Origin of the sequence: Herbaspirillum sp. SJZ106, from assembly GCF_006715495.1 — a bacterium.
Taxonomy (GTDB): Bacteria; Pseudomonadota; Gammaproteobacteria; order Burkholderiales; family Burkholderiaceae_D; genus Herbaspirillum.
Genome location: NZ_VFNI01000001.1, coordinates 214,069 through 235,661, shown reverse-complemented (window position 1 = coordinate 235,661; position 21,593 = coordinate 214,069). Strand labels below are relative to the sequence as shown.

The 21,593-nt window shown below is 64.1% G+C and carries 17 protein-coding genes; 3 read left to right on the top strand and 14 right to left on the bottom strand.

Features of this window, described 5'->3' with window-relative positions:
• Positions 1 to 26: 26 nt before the first annotated feature.
• The 7 genes from rbfA to FB598_RS01035 form a co-directional block, all read right to left on the bottom strand.
• Positions 27 to 419, bottom strand: a complete 393-nt coding sequence (gene rbfA, locus FB598_RS01065; protein WP_141911770.1) for a 30S ribosome-binding factor RbfA — start codon at positions 417 to 419, stop codon at positions 27 to 29.
• Between the two features lie 134 nt (positions 420 to 553).
• Positions 554 to 3,403, bottom strand: coding sequence for a translation initiation factor IF-2 (infB, locus tag FB598_RS01060; protein ID WP_141911767.1), 2,850 nt, complete (start codon positions 3,401 to 3,403; stop codon positions 554 to 556).
• Positions 3,404 to 3,455: 52 nt separating this feature from the next.
• The gene (gene nusA, locus FB598_RS01055; protein ID WP_141911765.1) at positions 3,456 to 5,015 is read right to left on the bottom strand and encodes a transcription termination factor NusA; all 1,560 of its coding nucleotides are present in this window, start codon (positions 5,013 to 5,015) and stop codon (positions 3,456 to 3,458) included.
• Positions 5,012 to 5,506, bottom strand: coding sequence for a ribosome maturation factor RimP (rimP, locus tag FB598_RS01050; RefSeq protein WP_141911764.1), 495 nt, complete (start codon positions 5,504 to 5,506; stop codon positions 5,012 to 5,014). The genes nusA and rimP overlap by 4 nt, the downstream gene beginning before the upstream one ends.
• Positions 5,507 to 5,872: 366 nt before the next feature.
• Entirely contained in the window at positions 5,873 to 7,747 is a 1,875-nt protein-coding gene (gene rluB / locus FB598_RS01045) for a 23S rRNA pseudouridine(2605) synthase RluB (RefSeq protein WP_141911762.1), read from the bottom strand.
• Positions 7,734 to 8,681: an SMC-Scp complex subunit ScpB gene (scpB, locus tag FB598_RS01040; protein ID WP_141911760.1), complete on the bottom strand. Its 948-nt coding sequence runs from the start codon at positions 8,679 to 8,681 to the stop codon at positions 7,734 to 7,736. The genes rluB and scpB overlap by 14 nt, the downstream gene beginning before the upstream one ends.
• A 436-nt stretch (positions 8,682 to 9,117) precedes the next feature.
• Positions 9,118 to 11,259 carry a bifunctional diguanylate cyclase/phosphodiesterase gene (locus FB598_RS01035; protein WP_141911758.1) on the bottom strand — a complete coding sequence of 714 codons (2,142 nt, stop codon included), beginning with the start codon at positions 11,257 to 11,259 and terminating at the stop codon, positions 9,118 to 9,120.
• 270 nt (positions 11,260 to 11,529) lie between these two features.
• On the opposite strand from FB598_RS01035, the gene FB598_RS01030 reads away from it, so the two are divergent.
• Positions 11,530 to 13,125, top strand: a complete 1,596-nt coding sequence (locus tag FB598_RS01030) for an FMN-binding glutamate synthase family protein (RefSeq protein ID WP_141911756.1) — start codon at positions 11,530 to 11,532, stop codon at positions 13,123 to 13,125.
• Between the two features lie 136 nt (positions 13,126 to 13,261).
• On the opposite strand, the gene FB598_RS01025 is transcribed toward FB598_RS01030, so the two are convergent.
• From FB598_RS01025 to ugpQ, 5 genes are all read right to left on the bottom strand, one after another.
• Positions 13,262 to 13,498 (bottom strand): sulfurtransferase TusA family protein, encoded by a 237-nt coding sequence (locus FB598_RS01025; RefSeq protein WP_050469046.1) that lies wholly within the window; start codon positions 13,496 to 13,498, stop codon positions 13,262 to 13,264.
• 123 nt (positions 13,499 to 13,621) lie between these two features.
• The gene (locus FB598_RS01020; RefSeq protein ID WP_141911754.1) at positions 13,622 to 14,176 is read right to left on the bottom strand and encodes an NUDIX domain-containing protein; all 555 of its coding nucleotides are present in this window, start codon (positions 14,174 to 14,176) and stop codon (positions 13,622 to 13,624) included.
• A 17-nt stretch (positions 14,177 to 14,193) separates the two neighbouring features.
• A complete protein-coding gene (gene alaS / locus FB598_RS01015; protein ID WP_141911753.1) occupies positions 14,194 to 16,821 on the bottom strand; it encodes an alanine--tRNA ligase in 2,628 nt (875 codons plus the stop codon).
• Positions 16,822 to 17,185: 364 nt separating this feature from the next.
• The gene (locus tag FB598_RS01010; RefSeq protein WP_141913310.1) at positions 17,186 to 17,386 is read right to left on the bottom strand and encodes a hypothetical protein; all 201 of its coding nucleotides are present in this window, start codon (positions 17,384 to 17,386) and stop codon (positions 17,186 to 17,188) included.
• Positions 17,387 to 17,602: 216 nt separating this feature from the next.
• On the bottom strand, positions 17,603 to 18,379 hold the full coding sequence (ugpQ, locus tag FB598_RS01005) for a glycerophosphodiester phosphodiesterase (RefSeq protein WP_141911751.1): 777 nt from the start codon (positions 18,377 to 18,379) through the stop codon (positions 17,603 to 17,605).
• A gap of 304 nt (positions 18,380 to 18,683) precedes the next feature.
• Here ugpQ and FB598_RS01000 point away from each other — a divergent pair, with 304 nt between their 5' ends.
• The gene (locus FB598_RS01000; protein WP_141911749.1) at positions 18,684 to 19,853 is read left to right on the top strand and encodes a sensor histidine kinase; all 1,170 of its coding nucleotides are present in this window, start codon (positions 18,684 to 18,686) and stop codon (positions 19,851 to 19,853) included.
• Positions 19,854 to 19,864: 11 nt separating this feature from the next.
• Positions 19,865 to 20,671, top strand: a complete 807-nt coding sequence (locus FB598_RS00995; protein ID WP_141911747.1) for a LytTR family DNA-binding domain-containing protein — start codon at positions 19,865 to 19,867, stop codon at positions 20,669 to 20,671.
• A gap of 8 nt (positions 20,672 to 20,679) precedes the next feature.
• Here the strand turns inward: FB598_RS00995 and FB598_RS00990 are convergent, their stop codons facing one another.
• On the bottom strand, positions 20,680 to 21,144 hold the full coding sequence (locus tag FB598_RS00990; protein WP_141911745.1) for a DUF2269 family protein: 465 nt from the start codon (positions 21,142 to 21,144) through the stop codon (positions 20,680 to 20,682).
• A gap of 251 nt (positions 21,145 to 21,395) precedes the next feature.
• Positions 21,396 to 21,536, bottom strand: a complete 141-nt coding sequence (locus tag FB598_RS20600; RefSeq protein ID WP_183405775.1) for a hypothetical protein — start codon at positions 21,534 to 21,536, stop codon at positions 21,396 to 21,398.
• Between the last annotated feature and the right edge of the window lie 57 nt (positions 21,537 to 21,593).

Here is a 21,593-nt window from a genome sequence, read left to right as displayed (position 1 = left end):
CCGCGCGCGGCATAGGACGCCAAGCCTCAGGCTTCGTCGTCCGCGTCCTTGGCGCGCGTGGCATTGGCTTCGTCGATCAGGCGCGACATTTCAATGCCGCGCGCGGTCGAGTTGTCGTGCACGAAATGCAGTTCCGGCAAGGTATGGATAGTCAGCCTGCGGCCCAATTGGGTCCGCAGGAACCCTGCCGCCTTGCGCAGGCCGGCCAGCGTGTTCTTCACCGCCTCAGGATTGTCCACCAGCGTGGTGAAGAAAATCTTGGCGTGCGCGTAGTCAGGCGTGACCTGCACTTCGGTAATGGTGATCATCCCTACGCGCGGATCCTTCAATTCGAAGGCGATCAATTCCGCCAGATCGCGCTGGATCTGGTCGGCGACGCGCAAGCCGCGCCCGGGGATGGATTTGCTGTGTTTTGCCATTGTTCAAAAAAACAATCCGCCGGTGGCTGCGCGGGAAACTCTCCCGCATTGCTGCGACGGATGTTGCTGTTGCTTGTGGAAGCGCGTTGCCAGCGCGGCCGCCGACGGGACGATCCCGCCGGGCGGCCCCGGAATTACAGCGTACGCGCCACTTCCTGCACTTCGAAGATCTCGAGCTGGTCGCCCACTTCGATGTCGTTGTAGCCCTTGAGCGAGAGACCGCACTCGAAGCCCGACTTGACTTCCTTGACGTCGTCCTTGAAGCGCTTGAGCGAATCCAGTTCGCCGGTCCACACCACCACGTTGTTGCGCAGCAGGCGGACTTGGGAACCGCGCTTGACCAGGCCTTCGAGCACGTAGCAGCCGGCGATCGAGCCGACCTTGCTGACCACGAACACCTGGCGGATTTCCACCAGGCCCAGCGCCTGTTCGCGCTTTTCCGGCGCCAGCATGCCCGACATCGCCGCCTTCACCTCGTCCACCGCATCGTAAATGATGTTGTAGTAGCGGATGTCGACGCCGTTGGCTTCGGCCAGCTTGCGCGCGGAGGCGTCGGCACGGGTGTTGAAGCCGATGATGACCGCCTTCGATGCCACCGCGAGGTTGACGTCGTTTTCGGTGATGCCGCCGACTGCCGCATGCACCACCTGGACGCGCACTTCGGCGTTCGACAGTTTCTGCAGCGACTGCACCAGCGCTTCCTGCGAACCTTGCACGTCGGTCTTGATGATCATCGGCAGGTTCTTGACCTCGCCTTCGCTCATCTGTTCGAACATGTTCTCCAGCTTGGCGGCCTGCTGCTTGGCCAGCTTGACGTCGCGGAACTTGCCCTGGCGGAACAGGCCGATTTCGCGCGCCTTGCGCTCGTCGGTCATGACCAGCACTTCTTCACCGGCCGACGGCACTTCCGTCAGGCCCTGGATTTCGACCGGGATCGACGGGCCGGCTTCGCTGATGTTCTTGCCGTTCTCGTCCAGCATGGCGCGCACGCGGCCATAGGCGGAACCGGCCAGCACGACATCGCCGCGCTTCAAGGTACCGGACTGCACCAGGATCGTCGCCACCGGGCCGCGGCCCTTGTCCAGCTTGGCTTCGATCACCAGGCCGCGGGCCGGCACGTCGACCGGCGCGGTCAGTTCCAGCACTTCGGCTTGCAGCAGCACGTTTTCCAGCAGCGAGTCGATGCCTTCGCCGGTCTTGGCCGATACCGCGATGAACGGAGCGTCGCCGCCGTATTCTTCCGGCACCACTTCTTCCGCGATCAGTTCCTGCTTGACGCGGTCGGGATTGGCGCCCGGCTTGTCGATCTTGTTGATTGCCACCACCAGCGGCACGCCGCCAGCCTTGGCGTGGGCAATCGCTTCCTTGGTCTGCGGCATCACGCCGTCGTCGGCCGCCACCACCAGGATGACGATGTCGGTCGCCTTGGCGCCGCGGGCACGCATCGCGGTAAACGCTTCGTGGCCCGGGGTATCCAGGAAGGTGATCATGCCGCGCGGGGTTTCCACGTGGTATGCGCCGATGTGCTGGGTAATGCCGCCGGCTTCGCCCGACGCCACCTTGGTGCGGCGGATGTAGTCCAGCAGCGAGGTCTTGCCGTGGTCGACGTGGCCCATCACGGTCACCACCGGAGCGCGCGGCAGCGCTTCCGCGTCGGTATGCTCTTCGCCTTCGACCAGCAATGCTTCCGGATCGTCCAGCTTGGCGGCATGCGCGCGGTGGCCCATTTCCTCGACCACGATCATCGCGGTTTCCTGGTCCAGCACCTGGTTGATGGTGACCATCTGGCCCAGCTTCATCAAGTGCTTGATGACCTCGGAAGCCTTGACCGCCATCTTGTGCGCCACTTCGGCCACGGTGATGGTTTCCGGCACGTACACGTCGTGCACCACGGCTTCGGTCGGCACTTGGAAATTGCTTTCGCGCTGGTCGTCGCTATGCGAATGGCGGCGGCCCTTGGGGCCCGAGCGCCAGCCGTCGCGGCCACCGCCGGCGCCAGTCGCGCCGCGGGCCTTCATGCCGGTGCCGCGCTTCTTGGCGTCGTCCTGCCAGGTCGAGGAGACATTGGCCGACTTGATCGACTTCTTGTCCGCCGCGACTGCCGGTTTCTTGTCCGCCGGCTTGTCGCCCGGCTTCTTGTCGGCCGGCTTGTGCAACGTGCCTTCCGATGTCTTGGCCGCGGCGGCCGGCGCCGGTTCCGGCGCCTTCACGACCCGGCGCGGCGCATTCATCATGGCCTTGATCTGCGCCACTTCGTCTTCCACCGCCTTGCGCGCGCGCTCGGCGGCGGCAGCGCGTTCGGCGGCTACCTTGGCGGCCTCGGCCGCCTTCTTCTTGGCTTCTTCGGCCGCAGCGCGCTTCTTCTCTTCCTCAGCCGGATTCGGCGCGGCCTGCGCGGCCTGCGCGCCAGCCTTGGCCTTCTCGGCTTCAATGGCGGCCTCGGCGGCCGCACGGGCGGCTTCCGCCTCGGCGGCCTCACGGGCGCGCTGCTGCTCCAGTTCGGCAGCCTGGGCCTGGGCGGCACGTTCGGCCTCCAGTTGCGCCAGACGCTCTTCCTGCGCCTTCAGTTCTGCCTGGCGGCGAGCTTCCTCTTCCTGACGCGCCTGCACCTGGTCCGGGGTTTCGGCCTGCTCGTGCGGAACCGCCGCGGCGCGCGCCGAAGTTTCCTCCGGCGTCGGTTCGTCGCGTTTGATGAAAGTGCGCTTCTTGCGCACTTCCACCTGGATCGTGCGCGATTTGCCGGTCGCATCGGCCTGCTTGATCTCGGTGGTTTCCTTGCGGGTCAACGTGATCTTTTTCTTCTCGCCTTCCGGCGAGGCGCCACGCGAACGGCGCAGGTGTTCAAGCAGGCGGTCCTTGTCTTCCTTCGACAGGGAATCGGATGCGGAGCTCTTTTCGACGCCGGCCGAACGCAGCTGGGTCAACAGCAGGTCGGCGGGCATTTTCAGCTCGGTGGCAAATTGGGCAACGTTGGTACTCGCCATTCAGTCCTCTTTTCTATGTGGCTCGGCAGATGATGTGAAGTGATGCAAAGCCTCAACGGGCTTCGGTCGCACTCCATGCCTTGGCCTGCAACGCCTTGGCGCGCTCATCGTATTTGGCATCGATGAGCTTCATTTCATCGTCGGTCACATCTTCAAATGCATTTTCAATCAGTTGGCGCGCGCGCTCGGACGGCAGGGCCAGGATCGCGCCGAACTCGTCATACGCCAGGCCGGCGAAGGCCGCCAGCGTCTTCACGCCGGCCTGGCCCAGCTTGCCGGCCAGCACACGGTCCAGGCCGTCGAAATTGATCAGTTCCTCGTCCATGCCTTCCAGGCCTTCTTCGGAAGCGATCGCTTCGGTTACCAGGGCATCGCGGGCGCGGTTGCGCAGCTCGTTGACGGTCTCTTCGTCGAACGATTCGATCTCGAGCATCTCGTTGATCGGCACGTAGGCGATTTCTTCCAGGGTCGAGAAGCCTTCCTCGACCAGGATGTCGGCCACTTCCTGGTCGACGTCCAGCTTTTCCATGAACAGCGTGCGGATCGCCGCGGTTTCCAGCGCCGACTTGTCGGCCGATTCCTCGGCGGTCATGATGTTGATCTGCCAGCCGGTCAGCTCCGCTGCCAGGCGCACGTTCTGGCCGCCGCGGCCGATGGCGATGGCCAGGTTTTCCTCGTCAACCACCACGTCCATGGCGTGCTTTTCCTCATCCACCACGATCGAGGTGACGTTGGCCGGGGCCAGTGCGCCGATGACGAATTGCGCCGGATCTTCCGACCACAGCACGATGTCCACGCGCTCGCCGCCCAGCTCGCCGGTGACGGCCTGCACGCGCGAACCGCGCATGCCCACGCAGGTGCCGATCGGGTCGATGCGCTTGTCGGCGGTAAATACCGCGATCTTGGCGCGCACGCCCGGATCGCGCGCGGCCGACTTGATTTCCAGCGAGCCTTGTTCGATTTCCGGCACTTCCAGCTCGAACAGCTTCATGATGAATTCAGGCGCGGTGCGCGACAGGATCACCTGCGGGCCGCGGGCGCTGCGGTCGATGCGCAGGATGAAGGCGCGCACACGGTCGCCGATACGCAGGTTTTCCTTCGGGATCATCTGGTCGCGCGGCAGGCGCGCCTCGATCTTGCCCGACTCGATGATGGCGTCGCCGCGCTCCATGCGCTTGATGGTGCCGGTCACCAGGGCATCGCCGCGGGCCAGGAAATCGGCCAGGATCTGCTCGCGCTCGGCGTCGCGGATGCGCTGCAGGACCACCTGCTTGGTATCCTGCGCGAAGCGGCGGCCGAACTCGACCGACTCGATCGGCTCTTCGATGTATTCATCGACTTCGATATCCGGGAACTGTTCCTTGGCTTCGAACAGCAGCACTTCCTGGTCGGGCAGCTGCAGGCCGGCCTCGTCGGGCACTACGTGCCAGCGGCGGAACGACTCGAACTCACCGCTTTCGCGGTCGATCGATACGCGGATGTCGACTTCGCCCTCATAGCGCTTCTTGGTGGCCTGGGCCAGCGCGTGTTCCAGCGCTCCGAAGACCACTTCCTTATCGACGTTCTTTTCGCGTGCCAGTGCATCGACCAACAACAAAATTTCGCGACTCATCCTTTGCGACTCCTAAAATCGACCTGTGGCACCAGGTGTGCCTTATCCACATCAGCCAGCGTAAAACTCAATACGGCTGCCGACCCATCGTTTGCTTCAAATTCCAGCATCAGGTTCTCGCCCTCGGGCTCGCGCAGCATGCCCTGGTAGCTCTTGCGGTTGGCCGTGCCCGGCATGGGCACGCGCAACTTGACGATCGCTTCGCAATCGACAAAGCGGACAAAGTCCGCCTGCTTCTTCAGGGGCCGGTCCAGCCCTGGCGAGGAAACCTCCAGACGCTCATAGGCCACGTTCTCCACAGTGAAGACGTGCACCAGCTGATGCGTCACCTTCTCGCAATCCTCGACGGTGATCGAACGCGCCTCCTCGGCAGCCGGGTCGAACGGGAAATCGATATAGACGCGCACAAGACCGCGCGCCGCCTTCTCGAACTCGACCAGCTCGTAGCCCATTCCCGACAGGGTGGATTCAATCAACTCCAGCAATTGCAAGACTATTTCTCCGTAATGGCATCGGCACGCCCCGCCAGGGACGCCGATGTCGAATCTGTTCAGCAAAAAAAAAATGGGCATCCGCCCATCTTTTGTTATCTCTTGCGCAACACCGAGATCACATCACGCGAACCGCCCTTCATCCATCTAACTCATGGCGCTGGCGGATCTTTCAATGAATTAGCACATATGCGATTCGCGGCGGTTGCGTTTAACTTGCGCATTATACTCGATTACGGTATGCGCAGCAATTCAAGATTGGGGCGAAATGCGCCGGGCGCGACAGCAACGCCCGGAAAAAGCGCCTCGCAAACCCGCCGGGCGCCTCAATTGCCTTGCGGCAACCAAACGCCCGGAACGGGAGCGTCAGCGCGTACGGCGGCGCGTCATGCCAGGCAGGCCGGACAATGCAAAGCTGCCGGCGCCGCCACGCTGCGGGCGGTTGTTGCGACGCTGGCTGCCGATGTCCGGGAAACCCAATGCGGTTTGCAACGGATCGGGCTGGCGGCTCTTCTGCTGCCCGCCCTTGTTGCCGCCGCCGTTGCCATTGCCGTTATTGCCGCCATTGCCGCGGCCACGCTGTTGCGGACCGCCCTTATTGCCCTGCATCTGGTTGCCGCGCGGGCCGGCGTTCTTGGGGTTGCCGCCCGTGCGCTGCTCGCCGCCGCCCGGCTTTTCCAGGCCGCAGGCGGCCAGCAGATTGCGCACGGCGTTTTCTTCCAGCTCTTCCCAGCGACCGCGCTTCAAGGTCTGCGGCAACGTCATCGCCCCATAACGGGTGCGGATCAGGCGCGATACAGTCAGGCCGACCGCTTCGAACATGCGGCGCACCTCGCGGTTGCGGCCTTCGCCGATGGTCACGCGATACCACTTGTTGACGCCTTCGCCGCCGCCGTCGGCGATACGCGAGAACTGCGCCAGGCCATCGTCGAGCTCAACGCCGTGCAGCAGCTTCTGGCGCATGCCCTCTTCCAGCTCGCCCAGCGTACGCACCGCGTATTCGCGCTCGATGTTGTAGCGCGGATGCATCAGCCGGTTGGCCAGATCGCCCGAGGTCGTAAACAGCAGCAGGCCTTCGGTATTGAAGTCGAGACGCCCCACGGCCAGCCACTTGCCCGCCTTCATCGTGGGCAGGCGGTCGAAGACCGAATTGCGGCCTTCCGGATCGGAATGGCTGACGATTTCGCCGGCCGGCTTGTGATAGACCAGCACGCGCGGCGGACGCTTGGAAACCTTGCGCTGCAGCAGCTTGCCATTGATGCGGACCTGGTCGGTCGGCAGGATGCGCTGTCCGATATGGGCCGGTTCGCCATTGACCGACACGCGGCCGGCGACGATCAGTTCTTCCATGTCGCGGCGGGAACCGAGGCCGGCGTCAGCCAGCACCTTGTGCAGCTTGGGCGCATCGTCCTCGGCGGTCAGGTCGCGGCGGCCGTTCTTGCCGCGCAACTGGTGCGGATGACGGTTCTGGCTCTTGCCGCCGTCTTCCCGGTCATAGGCTTCGGAGGTAACGAAGGAAAAAATGTCGTCCGACGGTTCGGCCGCGCGCAGGCCCAGCTGCGGCGCCTTGGGCTTCTTGTGTCCCTTGTCGAAAACCTTCTTGCCTTGCTGCCCGTGGTTCGGGTTCTGTGCCTTGAACTGGCCGCGCGGCTCCTGGACAGCGCCTGCCTCGGGCGCGCCGCCTTTTTGCTGGGCGCTGGCTTCGGCACGCTGGGCCGCACGGTTGTTGCGCAGGGCGCGGGGGCCGCGCACGCCGCGGCGGGCCGGCTTGGCCCGGTTCGGATCGGCCGGCGCGTCCAGCAACACCGGCGGCGCCACGATCTCTTCACCGACGGTGACGATGACCTTGGGCGGCTCCTGGGCCGGCGCATCGATTGCCAGGCTCAGTTGCTTGGCAGGCTTGACAGGCTTGGCCGTCGCCGGCTCTTCGGGCTTGTCGGCTTTCTTCACGCGCGGCTTGGCGGCGCGCGGCTTTTTCTCCGGCGCCGCCGTGTCGGCAGGCGCCGCAACGGCCTCAGCTGGCGCGGCCGCCTCTTCGCTCACGGCCTTCTTGGCCCGCGGCGCGCGCTTCTTGGGCGCCGGCGCCTCGGCATCGGCCGCAATCGCCACAGGCGCGCCAGATTCTGCAGGCGCCGCCACTGCGGCCTTGCGGGTGCGTTTTTTCACCGGCTTTTCGGTCGCGGCGGCATCAGCCGCAGCAAGCTCAGCGCTTTGCTCGTCTTTGGAACTAATTGGTTTCATTCTTCGAATCTTGATTGTGCAGACCCGGCTCGGCTTTATCTTCCCGCTCAGCGGCCTGGTCAGTGGTGTCGATGTGCACGCCGGCCGCTTCATCGGCGGTCTCGAGGGCGTTTGTGCCTGTTACGGCAACGTCTTGTTCAAAAGGTTCTTGCGTTTGTTCGGTATGCTGCGCCTGGTCTGCCACTTCCCCGTCCTGGGGCGCGGCGGCATCGCTATTTGCTTCGGCCTGCGCGACGGCGACGCTGGCGGCGTCCTCGCCGGGAAGCGGCTCGCCCAGCTCCAGCTGGCCGCTGTGCGACGCCTCATCCGCGCCGCCCTCTTCTCCGCCTTCCAGCGCGGCCGCCCCGCTGCCTTCCAAGGCCTGCAATTCCAGCAGCGCCCCTTGGACTGCCGCTTCGCCGCCGACCGACTGCAACGGCGGCAGCTCTTCCAGCGAAGTCAGCCCCAGGTCGTCCAGGAACTTGCGGGTCGTGGCAAACAGGGCCGGGCGTCCCGGCACGTCGCGATGGCCGATCGATTCGATCCAGCCGCGGTCTTCCAGCATCTTGATGGTTTGCGAATTGACAGCCACCCCGCGGATTTCTTCAATGTCACCGCGCGTCACCGGCTGGCGGTAGGCGATGATGGCCAGCGTTTCCAGCGTGGCGCGCGTATATTTCGGCGGCTTTTCCGGATTCAGCCGTTCCAGATAGACCTTCATCTCCGGACGGCTCTGGAAGCGCCAGCCGGTCGACAGGCCGGCCACTTCCACCCCTTTGTCGGCCCAGTCCGCACGCAGTTCTTCGAGCAACTGCCGGATGACATCAGCGGTGATCTCGCTGGCTTGGTCGCTTTCCGGGTCGGCGTACAGCTTTTTCAGGTCATTGATCGATAAAGGCTCATGCGTGCAAAGCAATGCTGTTTCGAGGACTTTCTTCGCCTCTGCAATATTCATGTACGACTCTTGTGCGTCTTGTTAAACAAAAGTTTGGCTTGCACCGGGCCCGGCGGCATGGTTGCGCCGATCCGCGGCGCCGCCCAAGGAACCGTCACTCGCAAACCTGCTGCGCTGTGCTTGATGCTGTTGGTGCTGCTTTCCGGCGCCCGACTTATAGGAGATTGAATGAGCTGGAAATTAAGACCCGGGCAAATCGGCATCGCGGTGGCATCATGCTCTTGCCAAACCGTCACGTCGCGGGTTGCTGACGACCGATCTGCACCATTTCAACTATCGACTTTGCATCATGGAGCCATTATTGGCCGCACAGGTTGCGGCGGTCTGGCGCAAAGTTGAAAAAGTACTGCGTGGAGTGTAGCACAAACATTTCCGGGCATGGCGCTTGTTGCGGCGCCTACACAATTATTTGCAGCCGCCGTCAGGGCCGCCGGCATCACCCCGGGCGCGACGCTTCCTGGCGCAGGCGCTCGGTGAAGTCGGCCACTGCCATCGGCTTGCCAAAGTAATAACCCTGCACTTCGTCGCACCCGTTCTCGCGCAGGAATGCATGCTGTTCCTCATCCTCCACCCCTTCGGCGATCACCCTCAGGTTGAGGATATGCGCCAGCGAGATCACCGCCTTGACGATGGCCGCGCTGTCGGCATCGCGGGCGATGTCGCGCACGAAGGACTTGTCGATCTTCAAGGCGTCGACCGGGAAACGGCGCAGGTAACTCAAGCTGGAATAGCCGGTGCCGAAATCGTCCACCGATATCTGCAAACCCAGGCGCTTGAGCGTGTTCAAGGTCGCCACGGTCTTCTCGGCGTCCTTCATGACCACGTTTTCCGTGATTTCCAGCTCCAGCCAGGAGGCCGACAGGCCGCTCTCGGCCAGCACGTTGGCCACGAACTCGGGCAAAGCCTGGTTCATCTGGCGCGGCGACAGGTTCACCGCCACCGGAATCGGCGGCAGGCCGGCATCCTGCCAGGCCTTGTTCTGGCGGCAAGCCGTGCGCAGCACCCACTCCCCGATCGGCACGATCAGCCCGGCCTCTTCGGCGAACGGGATAAAGCGGTCGGGCGCAACCATGCCCTGCTCGGGCGACTCCCAGCGGATCAGCGCCTCGGCGCCGATGATGCGGCCATCCTTGAGGCTCAACTTGGGCTGGTAGAACAGCTTGAATTCCTGCTGGTCCAGCGCGCGGCGCAGGCTGATCAGCATTTCCAGGCGATTGCTGACCTGGGTATCCATCCATGGCGCAAAGAACTGGAAGTTGTTGCGGCCCTGCTCCTTGGCCTTGTACATGGCCGAATCCGCCTTCTTGAGCAGGGTTTCGACATCCTTGCCATCCGTCGGGTAGCGGCTCACGCCGATGCTGGAGGTGATGTGGAACTCGCGCTCCCCCGCCTGCCAGGGACGCGACACCGCCGCCAGGATGCGCTGCATGACCTCGGCAATGCCGACATCGCCCTCGGTCTGGTTCTGCAAGACCAGCACAAACTCATCGCCGCCCTGGCGCGCCACCATATCGCTGTCGCGCAGGCATGACAGCAGGCGCTGCGCCACTGTCTTGAGCAGTTCGTCGCCGACCTGGTGCCCGAGGCTGTCGTTGATGTACTTGAACTGGTCGAGGTCGACGAACGCCACCGCGGTCAGGCCGCCCTTCTGGCGCGCGCTGTGGATGGCGCGCTGCAGGTGCTCGTGCAGCATATTGCGATTAGGCAACCCGGTCAGCGCATCGTGCGTGGCCTGGTGGCGCATCTCCGCCTCGTACAACTTGCGCTCGGTGATGGCTTCCACCGTGCCTTCGTAGAACACCAGGGCGCCGGCGTCGTCATAGACGGCCCGGGCGTTTTCGGAAATCCAGATGATGTCGCCGTCGCGCCGGTAGACGCGCGACTCGAAATTGGAGACCGAACCATGCTCTTCCATCAAGCGCATGAACTCGCTGCGGCGATCGGGCTCGACATAGAGCTGGTGGCGTATATCGCGCAGGCTGACGATCAGATCCTCCGGCGACCGGTAACCGTAAATGCGCGCCAGTGCCGGATTGACGGCGATATAGGTGCCGTCGGGCGTGGTCTGGAAAACGCCCTCGATGGCGTTTTCGAAGATGCTGCGATAACGCCGCTCCGCCTCCTGCAACGCCTGCGCCGCCTCCTTGCGCTCGGTCACGTCCTGCATGAAGCCCTCCAGGGCCTCGACCTCGCCGGCGGCATTGCAGATGCCCACGCCGCGCCCCCATACCCAGCGGATCGCGCCCCCGGCATGCACGATGCGGTACTCGACATCGAAGCGGCGGCGCAAGCGCACGCAATCGTCGACATGCGCGCGCACCATCTGGCGGTCATCCGGGTGAACCAGCTCAAGGAAGGAAACGCGCTGGTTCAGCAGCAGCTCTTCAGGCAAATACCCCGTCAATTGCAGGCTGCCTTCGCTGACGAATTCCATGGTCCATTGGGCATCGTCGCGGCAACGGTAAACCACGCCGTCCAGATTGGCGAGCAAGGTCTCCAACAGGCGCGGCGAGCGTGGAATCGATTGGGCAGGCGTGTTGTCGTGGTCGGAAATGACCGGTGAAGCTGCTGTTTTCATAAAAACATTGCGTGTCTCATCCCGCCGCGCAAGTAAAAGTTATCAATTGCCCCCCTTCCCCAGGCGGCTTCGTTGTACTGATTCACTCAAGCAATAAAGATGCCATTGACCCGAACACCGGGCGGCAGCGGCATTCAACCCCACCGTCTGGGAAAATCGCTTGGAAAGACCCCTCAATTCGACGCAAGCGCGAGCTCTGCCGCGGCGTTAGAATCCTGCAAACATCGCCGGCGGCATCGGCTCAACAACAACTACGAGCGGACTTTCATCATGTGGGCAAATCGTTATTTCGTATTCTGGCTCGTCATTCTCCTGACTACCGCCCTGGCGCTGCTGGCCGCAGGCCAGTACATCAGCTGGGGCTGGGCGCTGCTCCCCCTGGTTTTTTCCGGGATCGGCATCCGCGACCTGCTCCAGCGCAAGCACGCGGTCTTGCGCAACTACCCGCTGATCGGGCATTTCCGCTTCATATTCGAATCGATCCGGCCGGAGATTCGCCAATACTTCTTTGAAGGTGAAATGGATGGCCGGCCGTTCTCGCGCAAGAAACGCAGCATCGTCTACCAGCGCGCCAAGGCGGATGTCGACAGCCGCCCCTTTGGGACCGAGATCGACATGCAGCAAGGCGGCCACGAGTGGATCGGCCATTCGCTGTCGCCCACGCAGATCGCCAGCCACGACTTCCGCGTGACGGTCGGAGCAGGACGCGCGCAACCGTATTCGATGTCGGTGTTCAACGTTTCCGCCATGAGTTTCGGCTCGCTCTCGGCCAATGCCATCCGCGCGCTCAACCACGGCGCCAGGAAAGGCAACTTCGCGCACGACACCGGCGAAGGCTCGGTCTCGGCCTACCACCGCGAGTTCGGCGGCGACCTGGTGTGGCAGATCGCCTCCGGCTACTTCGGCTGCCGCAACGCCGACGGCAGCTTCGATGAAGAGAAATTCGCGGCACAGGCACAGGCGCCGCAGATCAAGATGATCGAGGTGAAACTCTCCCAGGGCGCCAAGCCCGGCCATGGCGGCGTCTTGCCGGCCGCCAAGATCACCCCGGAAATCTCCGCCACCCGCGGCATTCCGATGGGAGTCGATTGCATCTCGCCGGCCACCCATTCATCGTTTTCAACGCCCATCGGCCTGCTGCAATTCATCGAAAAGCTGCGCCAGCGCAGCGGCGGCAAGCCGGTCGGCATCAAGTTGTGCATCGGCCATCCATGGGAGTTCTTCGGCATCGCCAAGGCCATGGTCAAGACCGGCATCGTCCCCGACTTCATCACCGTCGACGGCTCCGAAGGCGGCACCGGCGCCGCGCCACTGGAGTTCGTCGACCACGTCGGCATGCCGCTGCAGGAAGGCCTGCTGATGGTGCACAACACGCTGGTGGGCATCGGCCTGCGCGACCAGGTGAAGATCGGCGCATCCGGCAAGATCATCACCGCCTTCGACCTGGCGCGCACGCTGGCGCTGGGGGCCGACTGGTGCAATTCGGCGCGCGGCTTCATGTTCGCGCTGGGCTGCATCCAGTCGCAAAGCTGCCACACCGACCGCTGCCCGACCGGCGTGGCCACGCAAAACGCCACGCGCGCCCGCGCCCTGGTGGTGCCGGACAAGGCCGAACGCGTCTACCGTTTCCACCAAAGCACCTTGCATGCGCTGCAGGAACTGGTGCAGGCCGCCGGGCTGCCGCATACCTCGGCGCTACGGCCACACCATATCGTACGGCGCATCAACGACCACGAAGTCCAGCTGATGTCGAACGTGCTGAAGTACTTGCAACCCAACGATCTGCTGGATGGCAACTATCGGTATCAGGTGTATGAGAAATACTGGCCGATCGCCAGGGCGGAGAGCTTCCACCCGGAATTCTGAAGCGCCGGCGGCACAGGCCCGCGCCCGCTTCGCGAAAGCGGAGCGACAGGCGAAGCGGAAAACAAAAATGCCGTTCGCATATATCGAACGGCATTTTTCAATTCACCAGCGGGCATGCAGGCGATTGCCCGCCTGCTCACTTGCGCTTCATGAAGAAGATGAACTCGTGGTCTTCATTTTGGACTTGCGACAGCAGGTCATTGCCCGTTTGCTTGGCAAAGGCCTGGAAATCACGCACCGAACCGGTATCGGTGGCGGTGACCCTCAATACCTGGCCGCTGCACATGTCGGCCAGCGCCTTCTTGGTCTTGAGTATCGGCAGCGGACAGTTCAAACCGCGCGCATCCAATTCCCGGTGAAATTCTATGGTCATTACAGCGACTCAATATGGAACACAACGGAAACGATTTTACTGCAAAGATGCGCCGAGTTGATGCATCGCACAAGAACTGTTGTATTCGCCGCACTAAGCTTGTGCAGAAGCAACTAAACCGCGTCAGTGCGAGACTTCCGGCGTAGGGATCGGTGTCGTCGAACCGGCGAATTCCACATACTGCACCGGCAGCTTGCGCGCTCGCATCCAGTCCGCCACGGCATGCCCGGTGCCGGCCGGCCAGGGCCGCAAGTCGGCCGGATCCGACAAGCGATATTCGACCAGCTCCGGCGACAGCTTGATGGCGCCGGTCGCCTTGACGTAGTAGGCGATGATCAACTCATTCTTGCGAATGAATTCATAGACGCCGATCAGGCTGATTTCCCGGGCGTCGAGATCGGTCTCTTCCTTGATCTCGCGCGCGATGCCCTCCTCCGGCGTCTCGCCGCGCTCCATGAAACCGGTGATCAGCGCGAAGCGGCCTTCGGCCCAGGCCGCATTGCGGGCGGTGAGCATCTTGCCGTCGATTTCAACCAGCCCGGCCAGCACCGGCAGGGGATTGTCCCAATGGGTCCAGTGCCCCTGCGGGCAACCCAACCTCACCTTGCCCGCTTCGCCCTCATCGGCGCGCAGCACCAGGTCGGTGGCGCAGACCGGACAGAACTTGAAATCGCTCATGCAAACCCCGTCATCGGTCAGAACTTGGCGCCGACCCAGTCGGCCACGCCCTTGAGCGCGCCGGGCAGGCCGGAAGGATCGGTGCCGCCGGCTTGCGCCATGTCGGGACGGCCGCCGCCCTTGCCGCCGACCTGCTGGGCGACAAAGTTGACCAGTTCGCCGGCCTTGACCTTGGCGGTGGCGTCGGCGGTGACGCCGGCGATCAGGCTGACCTTGCCGTCCTTGACCGAAGCCAGCACGATGGCAGCGCTCTTGAGCTTGTCCTTCAACTTGTCCATCGCCTCGCGCAGGGTGGCGACATCGGCGCCTTCCAGCGTCGCGGCCAGCACCTTGATGCCCTTGATGTCGACGGCCTGGCTCACCAGTTCGTCGCCCTGGCTGGAGGCCAGCTTGGATTTCAACGCGGCCAGTTCCTTTTCCAGCGCCTTGACCTGGTCCTGCACCTGGCCGATGCGCGGCAGCAGTTCTTCCGGCTGGGTCTTCAAGGCTGCGGCGGCTTCGGCCACGCGGTTCGACAGCGACTGCACCAGCGCCAGCGCGCCTTCGCCGGTGACGGCTTCGACCCGGCGGATGCCGGCGGCGACGCCGCCTTCGGAGACGATCTTGAACAGGCCGATGTCACCGGTGCGCGCCACGTGGGTGCCGCCGCACAGTTCGGTGGAGGTGCCGATCGAGAGCACGCGCACTTCGTCGCCGTACTTCTCGCCGAACAGCGCCATGGCGCCCGCGGCGATGGCGTCGTCATAGCCCATCAGCCTGGCGCTAGTGGCGGCGTTGGCCAGCACTTCGCGGTTGACGATCTCTTCGACGCGGCGGATTTCCTCGGCCGTCATCGGCGCGTTGTGGCTGAAGTCGAAACGGGTCTTGTCGGCATCGACCAGCGAACCCTTCTGCGACACATGGCTGCCCAGCACTTCGCGCAAGGCCTTGTGCATCAGGTGAGTAGCCGAGTGGTTGCGCATGGTGCGCGCGCGCTGGTCGGCGTCGACCCTGGCGGCGACAGTGTCGCCCACGGCCAGGCTGCCCTTGATCAATTGGCCGTGGTGACCGAACACGTCGGCCTGGATCTTTTGCGTATCGGCCACGGCGAACAGGGCGCCGGCCGGCGCTTCCAGCACGCCGGCGTCGCCGCTCTGGCCGCCGGACTCGGCATAGAACGGCGTGGCATCAAGCACCACGATGGCGTCCTGGCCGGCATCGATCTTCTGCACCGGGCTGCCGGCCACGTACAGCGCGAGCACCTTGGCCTGCTGCGCCAGCGACTCATAGCCGACGAATTTGGTCTTGTCGCCGGCGTATTCGATGGCGGCGGCCATCTTGAACTTGCCGGCCGCGCGCGCGGTGCTCTTCTGGCGCTCCATGGCGGCGGCGAAGCCGGCCTCGTCCAGCTCGACATTGCGCTCGCGGCAGATGTCGGCGGTCAGGTCCAGCGGGAAGCCGTAGGTGTCGTACAGGGTGAAGGCGGTTTCGCCATCCAGCTTGCCGGTGTTGGCGGCCAACGCGGCTTCCAGGATCTTCATGCCGTGTTCCAGCGTTTCGCCGAAACGCTCTTCCTCCTGCTGCAAGACCTGTTCGACGCGCGCGGCGGCTTCCGGCAATTCCGGATAGGCCGCGCCCATCTGTGCCACCAGGTCCTTGACCAGTTTGTAGAAGAACGGCTTGGTCTGGCCCAGCTTGTGGCCGTGGCGCAGCGCGCGGCGGATGATGCGGCGCAGGACGTAGCCGCGGCCTTCGTTGCCGGGGATGACGCCGTCGACGATCAGGAAGGAAGTCGCGCGGATGTGGTCGGCGATCACCTTGAGCGAATTGTTGGCCAGGTCGGTGGTATTGGTCTCGCGCGCGGCGGCCTTGATCAGCGCCTGGAACAGGTCGATCTCATAGTTGCTGTGCACGTGCTGCAGGATCGCGGCCAGGCGCTCCAGGCCCATGCCGGTGTCGACGCAAGGCGCCGGCAGCGGGGTCAGCACGTATTCGCCGGTCTTGGGATCGATCTGGCGGTCGAACTGCATGAACACGTTGTTCCAGATCTCGATGTAGCGGTCGCCATCGGCGTCCGGGCTGCCCGGGGGGCCGCCCCAGACGTCCGGGCCGTGGTCGTAGAAGATTTCCGAGCAGGGGCCGCAGGGACCGGTCTCGGCCATCTGCCAGAAATTGTCGGAGGCATACGGCGCGCCCTTGTTGTCGCCGATGCGCACCACGCGCTCGGACGGCACGCCGATTTCCTTGGTCCAGATGTCGTAGGCTTCGTCGTCGGTCTCGTAGACGGTGGCCCACAGCTTCTCGGCCGGCAGGCCGTAGACCTTGGTCAGCAGCTCCCAGGCCCACTTCAGCGATTCGCGCTTGAAGTAGTCGCCGAAAGACCAGTTGCCCAGCATCTCGAAGAAAGTATGGTGGCGCGCGGTATAGCCGACGTTTTCCAAGTCGTTGTGCTTGCCGCCGGCGCGCAGGCAGCGCTGCACCGAAGCGGCGCGCACGTAGTTGCGCTTGTCGGTGCCGAGGAACACGTCCTTGAACTGAACCATGCCGGAATTGGTGAACAGCAGGGTCGGGTCGTTGCCCGGAACCAGGCTGGACGAGCGGACGATGGTGTGTCCTTGGGATTCAAAGAATTTCAGAAACTTGTCGCGAATTTCGGCTGAGTTCATGGTTCGAAGGCTGGTAAAAAACGGTGCAAAAAGTGATTGCGAATCGGCGATTATACGTGATACTGCGCGCGATACCGCACGCGACAAGCAAGCGCGCCGCCTCCGTCAAGGGCGTTGCCGGCCGGACACTGCCCGGCCGGCGGATCCGGGTCATCCCGGGCTGCCGGACAAGCGGCGAGACAACACGCCGGCGAAAAAAAACCCGCCGGAAAACTCCGACGGGTCACAGGTTCGGCTCCTCCGGACGGTGCGCTGCATTGCGCCATCCGGATCCTTAACAGCCAGCCTTCCCCTTCCCTTCAATTCTTGCCGCCGGCATACCGGCCGTGCGGCATCAATGCGATCAAGCCGCATCAAACCCCAATCAGGCGCCCTTGTTGACGGGCATGGCCTGCTTGGCGTGCTTTTTATGCTTTTTGTGCTTTTTAGCGTGCTTCTTGTGCTTGGGCGCCGGTTTGGCTGCCGGCGCTTCGGCCGCCGGGGTTGGAGCCGGGGCGGGCTGTGCCATGACCGGCAGTGCAAAGGCGGCAACGAGTACGGCGGCCAGCAGTTTATTGATCTTCATCGTTTTCCTCATCTCAGTGTTATGTTCTTCACAAGTCCACCGGCGCGCTCTTAAGCCGGCCTTGTGTCTCCTTAACGCACTTTCATTGCGGGACGTTGACAATGCCAGTGCTGCGTCCCGGCCGTCCCGATGCGAACGGCACAATGATCATAACCAGCCCGTCCCGCATCCGGTCCTCCGGTAAGAACAGGATTTGCCGCCCATTTCGCCGCAGGCCTAATAAGCATCGGCGCGGATCAGGTCGATACGGTCCGTGCAGAAGGCATCCACGCCCCAGTCCATGATCTGCGCCGCCCGCGCCGCATCATTGACGGTGTAGCAGAACAAGGCATAGCCGGCCTCCTTGACCCGGCGCGCCAGTTCCGGCGTGAGGTGGCGATGGTTGGTGTGCAGGGCGACGGCCTGCAGTTGCTGCAGGTGCGCTTGCCAGTCGTCGGCAAGCGTGTCCATCAGAAAACCGCGCGGCAGGTCGGGCGCGGCCTCCCGGGCCGCCATCAACGCGTCGAAAGAAAACGACGACAGCACCGGCAACGCGGCCGCCTGGGCCGACGCCGGATCGCCGCGCCAGGCTTCCAGTGCCGCGCTGAAGCGCCGCCCCACCGCCAGCGCGGTCAGCTCGCCGGTACGCGCCGCCTGCGCCGGGGCGGCGGGCTTGATCTCGACGTTCATCCAGATGCCATGCCCGATGCAGAAATCCAGCCCCTGCTCCAGCGTGCAGATGCGCTCGCCGGCAAATGCGGGGCCATGCCAGGCGCCGGCATCGAGCTCGCACAGTTGCGCCCAGTCGGTCTCGGCGATCTGCCCGGCGCCCGGCAGCGTGCGGCCGCGCTGGGGATCGTGCATCAGGATCGGCACTTCATCGCGGGTCAGCATGACATCGAACTCCGCAGCACGATAGCCGAAGCGCAGGCCGGTGCGAAAACCGGCCAACGTGTTTTCCGGCGCCAGCGTGCCGCCGCCGCGATGGGCGAGTACCTTGGGATAGGGCCACATGATCGTTCTCCATTATCGATACGGCGCATGGCGCAGATCGCGCCACGCTTGCCGCGCTTTGCGCCATCGCTCCGGCATTTCGTCGCCGGCCGCTGGCGCATCTTGGCGCCTGCGACCAGGATCATACGCAACCTGGGCACCTGCCGCCACGGATTGTCGCGCCGCGAAGTGCTACCCGGCCGGGGAATCGGGGTACTATTTCACGCCCGGGCGTTTTCGCCCCTTTCCCCGCCCGCAGGAAGCGGCGATGATGCAACGCCAAGTGCGTCGCGCTTTACCGGCCTTACCCGAACTGCCTGAACGAATGAATCAACAAGACACTTCCGTCCCGCCCCGCCTTGTCCTGCTGTTGCGCGAACTGGTGAAATCGCTGGTGCCCACGCTCGTCATCAACCTGATGTGCGCGCTGGCCGTGACCTATCTCATGCGCATCGGCGGCAGTTTCTACGAAAACCTGCAGGTGGCGATGTGCATCGGCATCCTGGCGATGGTGCTGATCAACGGCACGCGACTGGCGATCTGGGGCGACGGCGAACCGCACAAGCTCGGCTTCGCCCTCTCGCTGCTCGTGCTGGCGCCGCTGTCGGTGCTGCTGGGACGCCTGCTGGCCAGCCACCTGATGGGGCAACCGATCCTATCCCTCCTGCCCGAGCGCAGCGACAACATCATCGGCGTGATCGTGCTGACCTTCCTGGCCTGCTTCGGCGCGGCCCTTTTCTTCTGGAACCGCGAGAAGATGACCGCGCTGCAAGCCCATGCCAGCCAGGTCGAAAAGCAGGCGGTGCAGGCGCAATTGCAGATGCTGCAGGCGCAGATCGAACCGCACATGCTGTTCAATACCCTGGCCACGCTGCAAACCCTGATCGGCTCCGAGCCATTGCGCGCGCAGCAGATGCTGGACCAGTTGATCCATTACCTGCGCACCACGCTGTCGGCATCGCGCGCCGACAGCACTTCGCTGAAGAAGGAATTCGACCTGATCAAGGCCTACCTCGGGCTGATGTCGCTGCGCATGGGCATGCGCCTGTCCTATACGCTGCAGCTGCCGGAAGAACTGGGGCGCCTGCGCCTGGCGCCGATGCTGCTGCAGCCGCTGGTGGAAAACGCCATCAAGCATGGCCTGGAGCCCAAGGTCGAAGGCGGCAACTGCACGGTGCGCGCCGCCCTGCACCAGGACATGCTGGTGCTGAGCGTGTTGGACACCGGCGTCGGGCTGGCCACCGGCATCAGCTTCAACAGCCCTTCTCCCAAATCTGAACTGGCGGCGCTGACCGGCAGGAAAGAACCGGAGATCGGCATGCACTTCGGCCTGGACAACATCCGCGAACGCCTGTCCACGCTCTACGGCCCGCTGGCCGAACTGATCCTCACCCACAACGTGCCGGCCGGCACCATGGCGCAGATCACGATCCCGCTCAAGGCGCTCAAGGCGGTGCACCGCCCTGCCAGGGGCATGCGCGCCGCCGGCCATTGAAGACGAACGCCATGCCATCCATCTCCGCCCTCATCGCCGAAGACGAACCGCTGCTGGCCGCGGCGCTGCAACAGGCGCTGGCGCGCGCCTGGCCGGAACTGGGCACGGCACCGGTCGCCGCCAATGGCATCGCCGCGCTGGAGCAGGCGCTGGCCCTGCTGCCGGATGTGCTGTTCCTGGACATCCGCATGCCTGGCCGCAGCGGGCTGGAGGTGGCGCGCGAGCTGGCCGACGCCTGGCCGCCGGCGCGGCCGTTTCCGCTGATCGTGTTCGTCACCGCCTACGACAACTATGCGGTGCAAGCCTTCGAACAGGCCGCGGTGGATTACCTCCTGAAACCGGTCAACGATGCGCGCCTGGCGGCCACGGTGCAGCGCCTGAAATCCTTGCTGCAGCAGCGCGCCGCCGGCAGCGCCGATGAGCACCTGCAGCGCGCACTGGCGCAATTGCGGCGCCTGGCCGCGCACGACGCGGAAGAGCCGTCGCCGGCGCCGCGCCTGGACATCATCCGCGCCGCGGTCGGCAACCAGGTGCGCATGATCCCGGTCAACGATGTGCTGTATTTCGAAGCCACCGACAAATACGTCAATGTCGTCACCGCCGAAGGCGAAGCGCTGATCCGCACCAGCCTGCGCGAACTGATCCCCCGGCTCGATGCGCAGCAGTTCTGGCAGATCCACCGGGGCACGGTGGTGCAGGTGCGCCATGTGCAGGCCGCGGTGCGCGACGAGGCCGGCAAGTTATCGCTGCTGCTGCGCAACCGCCCCGAAAAACTGGCGGTCAGCCGACTGTTCGCCCACCTGTTCAAGCAGATGTAAGCCGCTTATCAGCCCGGCTTGGCCACCATCAGCCAGGCCGCCGCCAGCGGCATCAAGGTCGCCGCCGATCCGGCCACCGCCCATACCCGCGCCAGCCCGCGATAGGCGGCCGGAACCGCAGCCCCCGCCGGCAAGGCATTGAGCAGGCGCGCCTGTTTCCATTGCACGGGAATGAGCACCGTCAACCACAGCACGCCGGTGGCGACGAACAGCGTGTAAGCGGTTTTGAGCCAGAAGCTGCCCGCGACGCCGCCGAACGCCGGCGCCATCATATGGCCCGCCGCCGCCAGCAAGACGATGCCGCCCAGCGTGAAAACCACATCCGCCCAGTTGGTCGCCTTCACCGCGAAGCGGATCACGGCCAGCTCGCCGCTGCGGTCGGCCAGCGTTTTCCAGAAGGCGGTGACGATGATATTTCCGAGGAAAAGCACGGCCCCCAGCAGATGGATGGCCTTCAAGGTTGTCAGCGACATGGCGGGCTCACTTTGATCGAAATGGAGACAGATGCGCCAATGTCGCACGACAGCCGGCGCCGCGCCAGCGCCATGCGACGAGGCGCCGCAAACGGGCGGTGAAAAACAAATGGCGGCGACCGGAATGCCGGTTGCCGCCATGAAAAGCGCCATCAAAGCCCGCCAAGATGGGTTAGTGCGAATCCGCCTTGGCATCCGCCCGATATTGCCTTGCGGATATCCCCATCCCGATCGGGACGCTATCGGGCGTCTTAACGGCCGTAGTAATACCCCGGCCCATAATACGGCCGGTAGTAATGCGGATGCGGCGGACCGGCCGGCACCACCACGCAGGCCGACAAGGTCACCGCCGCCACGCCGGCGGCCACCAGCAATTTGATGAGTCGTTTCATGATGCCCTCTCCTTTATCCTGTGACGGGCCCGGCAACGGCGCGGGCCATGCCGGCAG

Bases quoted from the DNA above. Each gene is read 5' to 3' on its own strand.
- rbfA (WP_141911770.1), bottom strand. From the start codon at position 419: ATGGCAAAACACAGCAAATCCATCCCCGGGCGCGGCTTGCGCGTCGCC.
- infB (WP_141911767.1), bottom strand. From the start codon at position 3,403: ATGGCGAGTACCAACGTTGCCCAATTTGCCACCGAGCTGAAAATGCCC.
- nusA (WP_141911765.1), bottom strand. From the start codon at position 5,015: ATGAGTCGCGAAATTTTGTTGTTGGTCGATGCACTGGCACGCGAAAAG.
- rluB (WP_141911762.1), bottom strand. From the start codon at position 7,747: ATGAAACCAATTAGTTCCAAAGACGAGCAAAGCGCTGAGCTTGCTGCG.
- scpB (WP_141911760.1), bottom strand. From the start codon at position 8,681: ATGAATATTGCAGAGGCGAAGAAAGTCCTCGAAACAGCATTGCTTTGC.
- FB598_RS01035 (WP_141911758.1), bottom strand. From the start codon at position 11,259: ATGAAAACAGCAGCTTCACCGGTCATTTCCGACCACGACAACACGCCT.
- FB598_RS01030 (WP_141911756.1), top strand. From the start codon at position 11,530: ATGTGGGCAAATCGTTATTTCGTATTCTGGCTCGTCATTCTCCTGACT.
- FB598_RS01025 (WP_050469046.1), bottom strand. From the start codon at position 13,498: ATGACCATAGAATTTCACCGGGAATTGGATGCGCGCGGTTTGAACTGT.
- FB598_RS01020 (WP_141911754.1), bottom strand. From the start codon at position 14,176: ATGAGCGATTTCAAGTTCTGTCCGGTCTGCGCCACCGACCTGGTGCTG.
- alaS (WP_141911753.1), bottom strand. From the start codon at position 16,821: ATGAACTCAGCCGAAATTCGCGACAAGTTTCTGAAATTCTTTGAATCC.
- FB598_RS01010 (WP_141913310.1), bottom strand. From the start codon at position 17,386: ATGAAGATCAATAAACTGCTGGCCGCCGTACTCGTTGCCGCCTTTGCA.
- ugpQ (WP_141911751.1), bottom strand. From the start codon at position 18,379: ATGTGGCCCTATCCCAAGGTACTCGCCCATCGCGGCGGCGGCACGCTG.
- FB598_RS01000 (WP_141911749.1), top strand. From the start codon at position 18,684: ATGAATCAACAAGACACTTCCGTCCCGCCCCGCCTTGTCCTGCTGTTG.
- FB598_RS00995 (WP_141911747.1), top strand. From the start codon at position 19,865: ATGCCATCCATCTCCGCCCTCATCGCCGAAGACGAACCGCTGCTGGCC.
- FB598_RS00990 (WP_141911745.1), bottom strand. From the start codon at position 21,144: ATGTCGCTGACAACCTTGAAGGCCATCCATCTGCTGGGGGCCGTGCTT.
- FB598_RS20600 (WP_183405775.1), bottom strand. From the start codon at position 21,536: ATGAAACGACTCATCAAATTGCTGGTGGCCGCCGGCGTGGCGGCGGTG.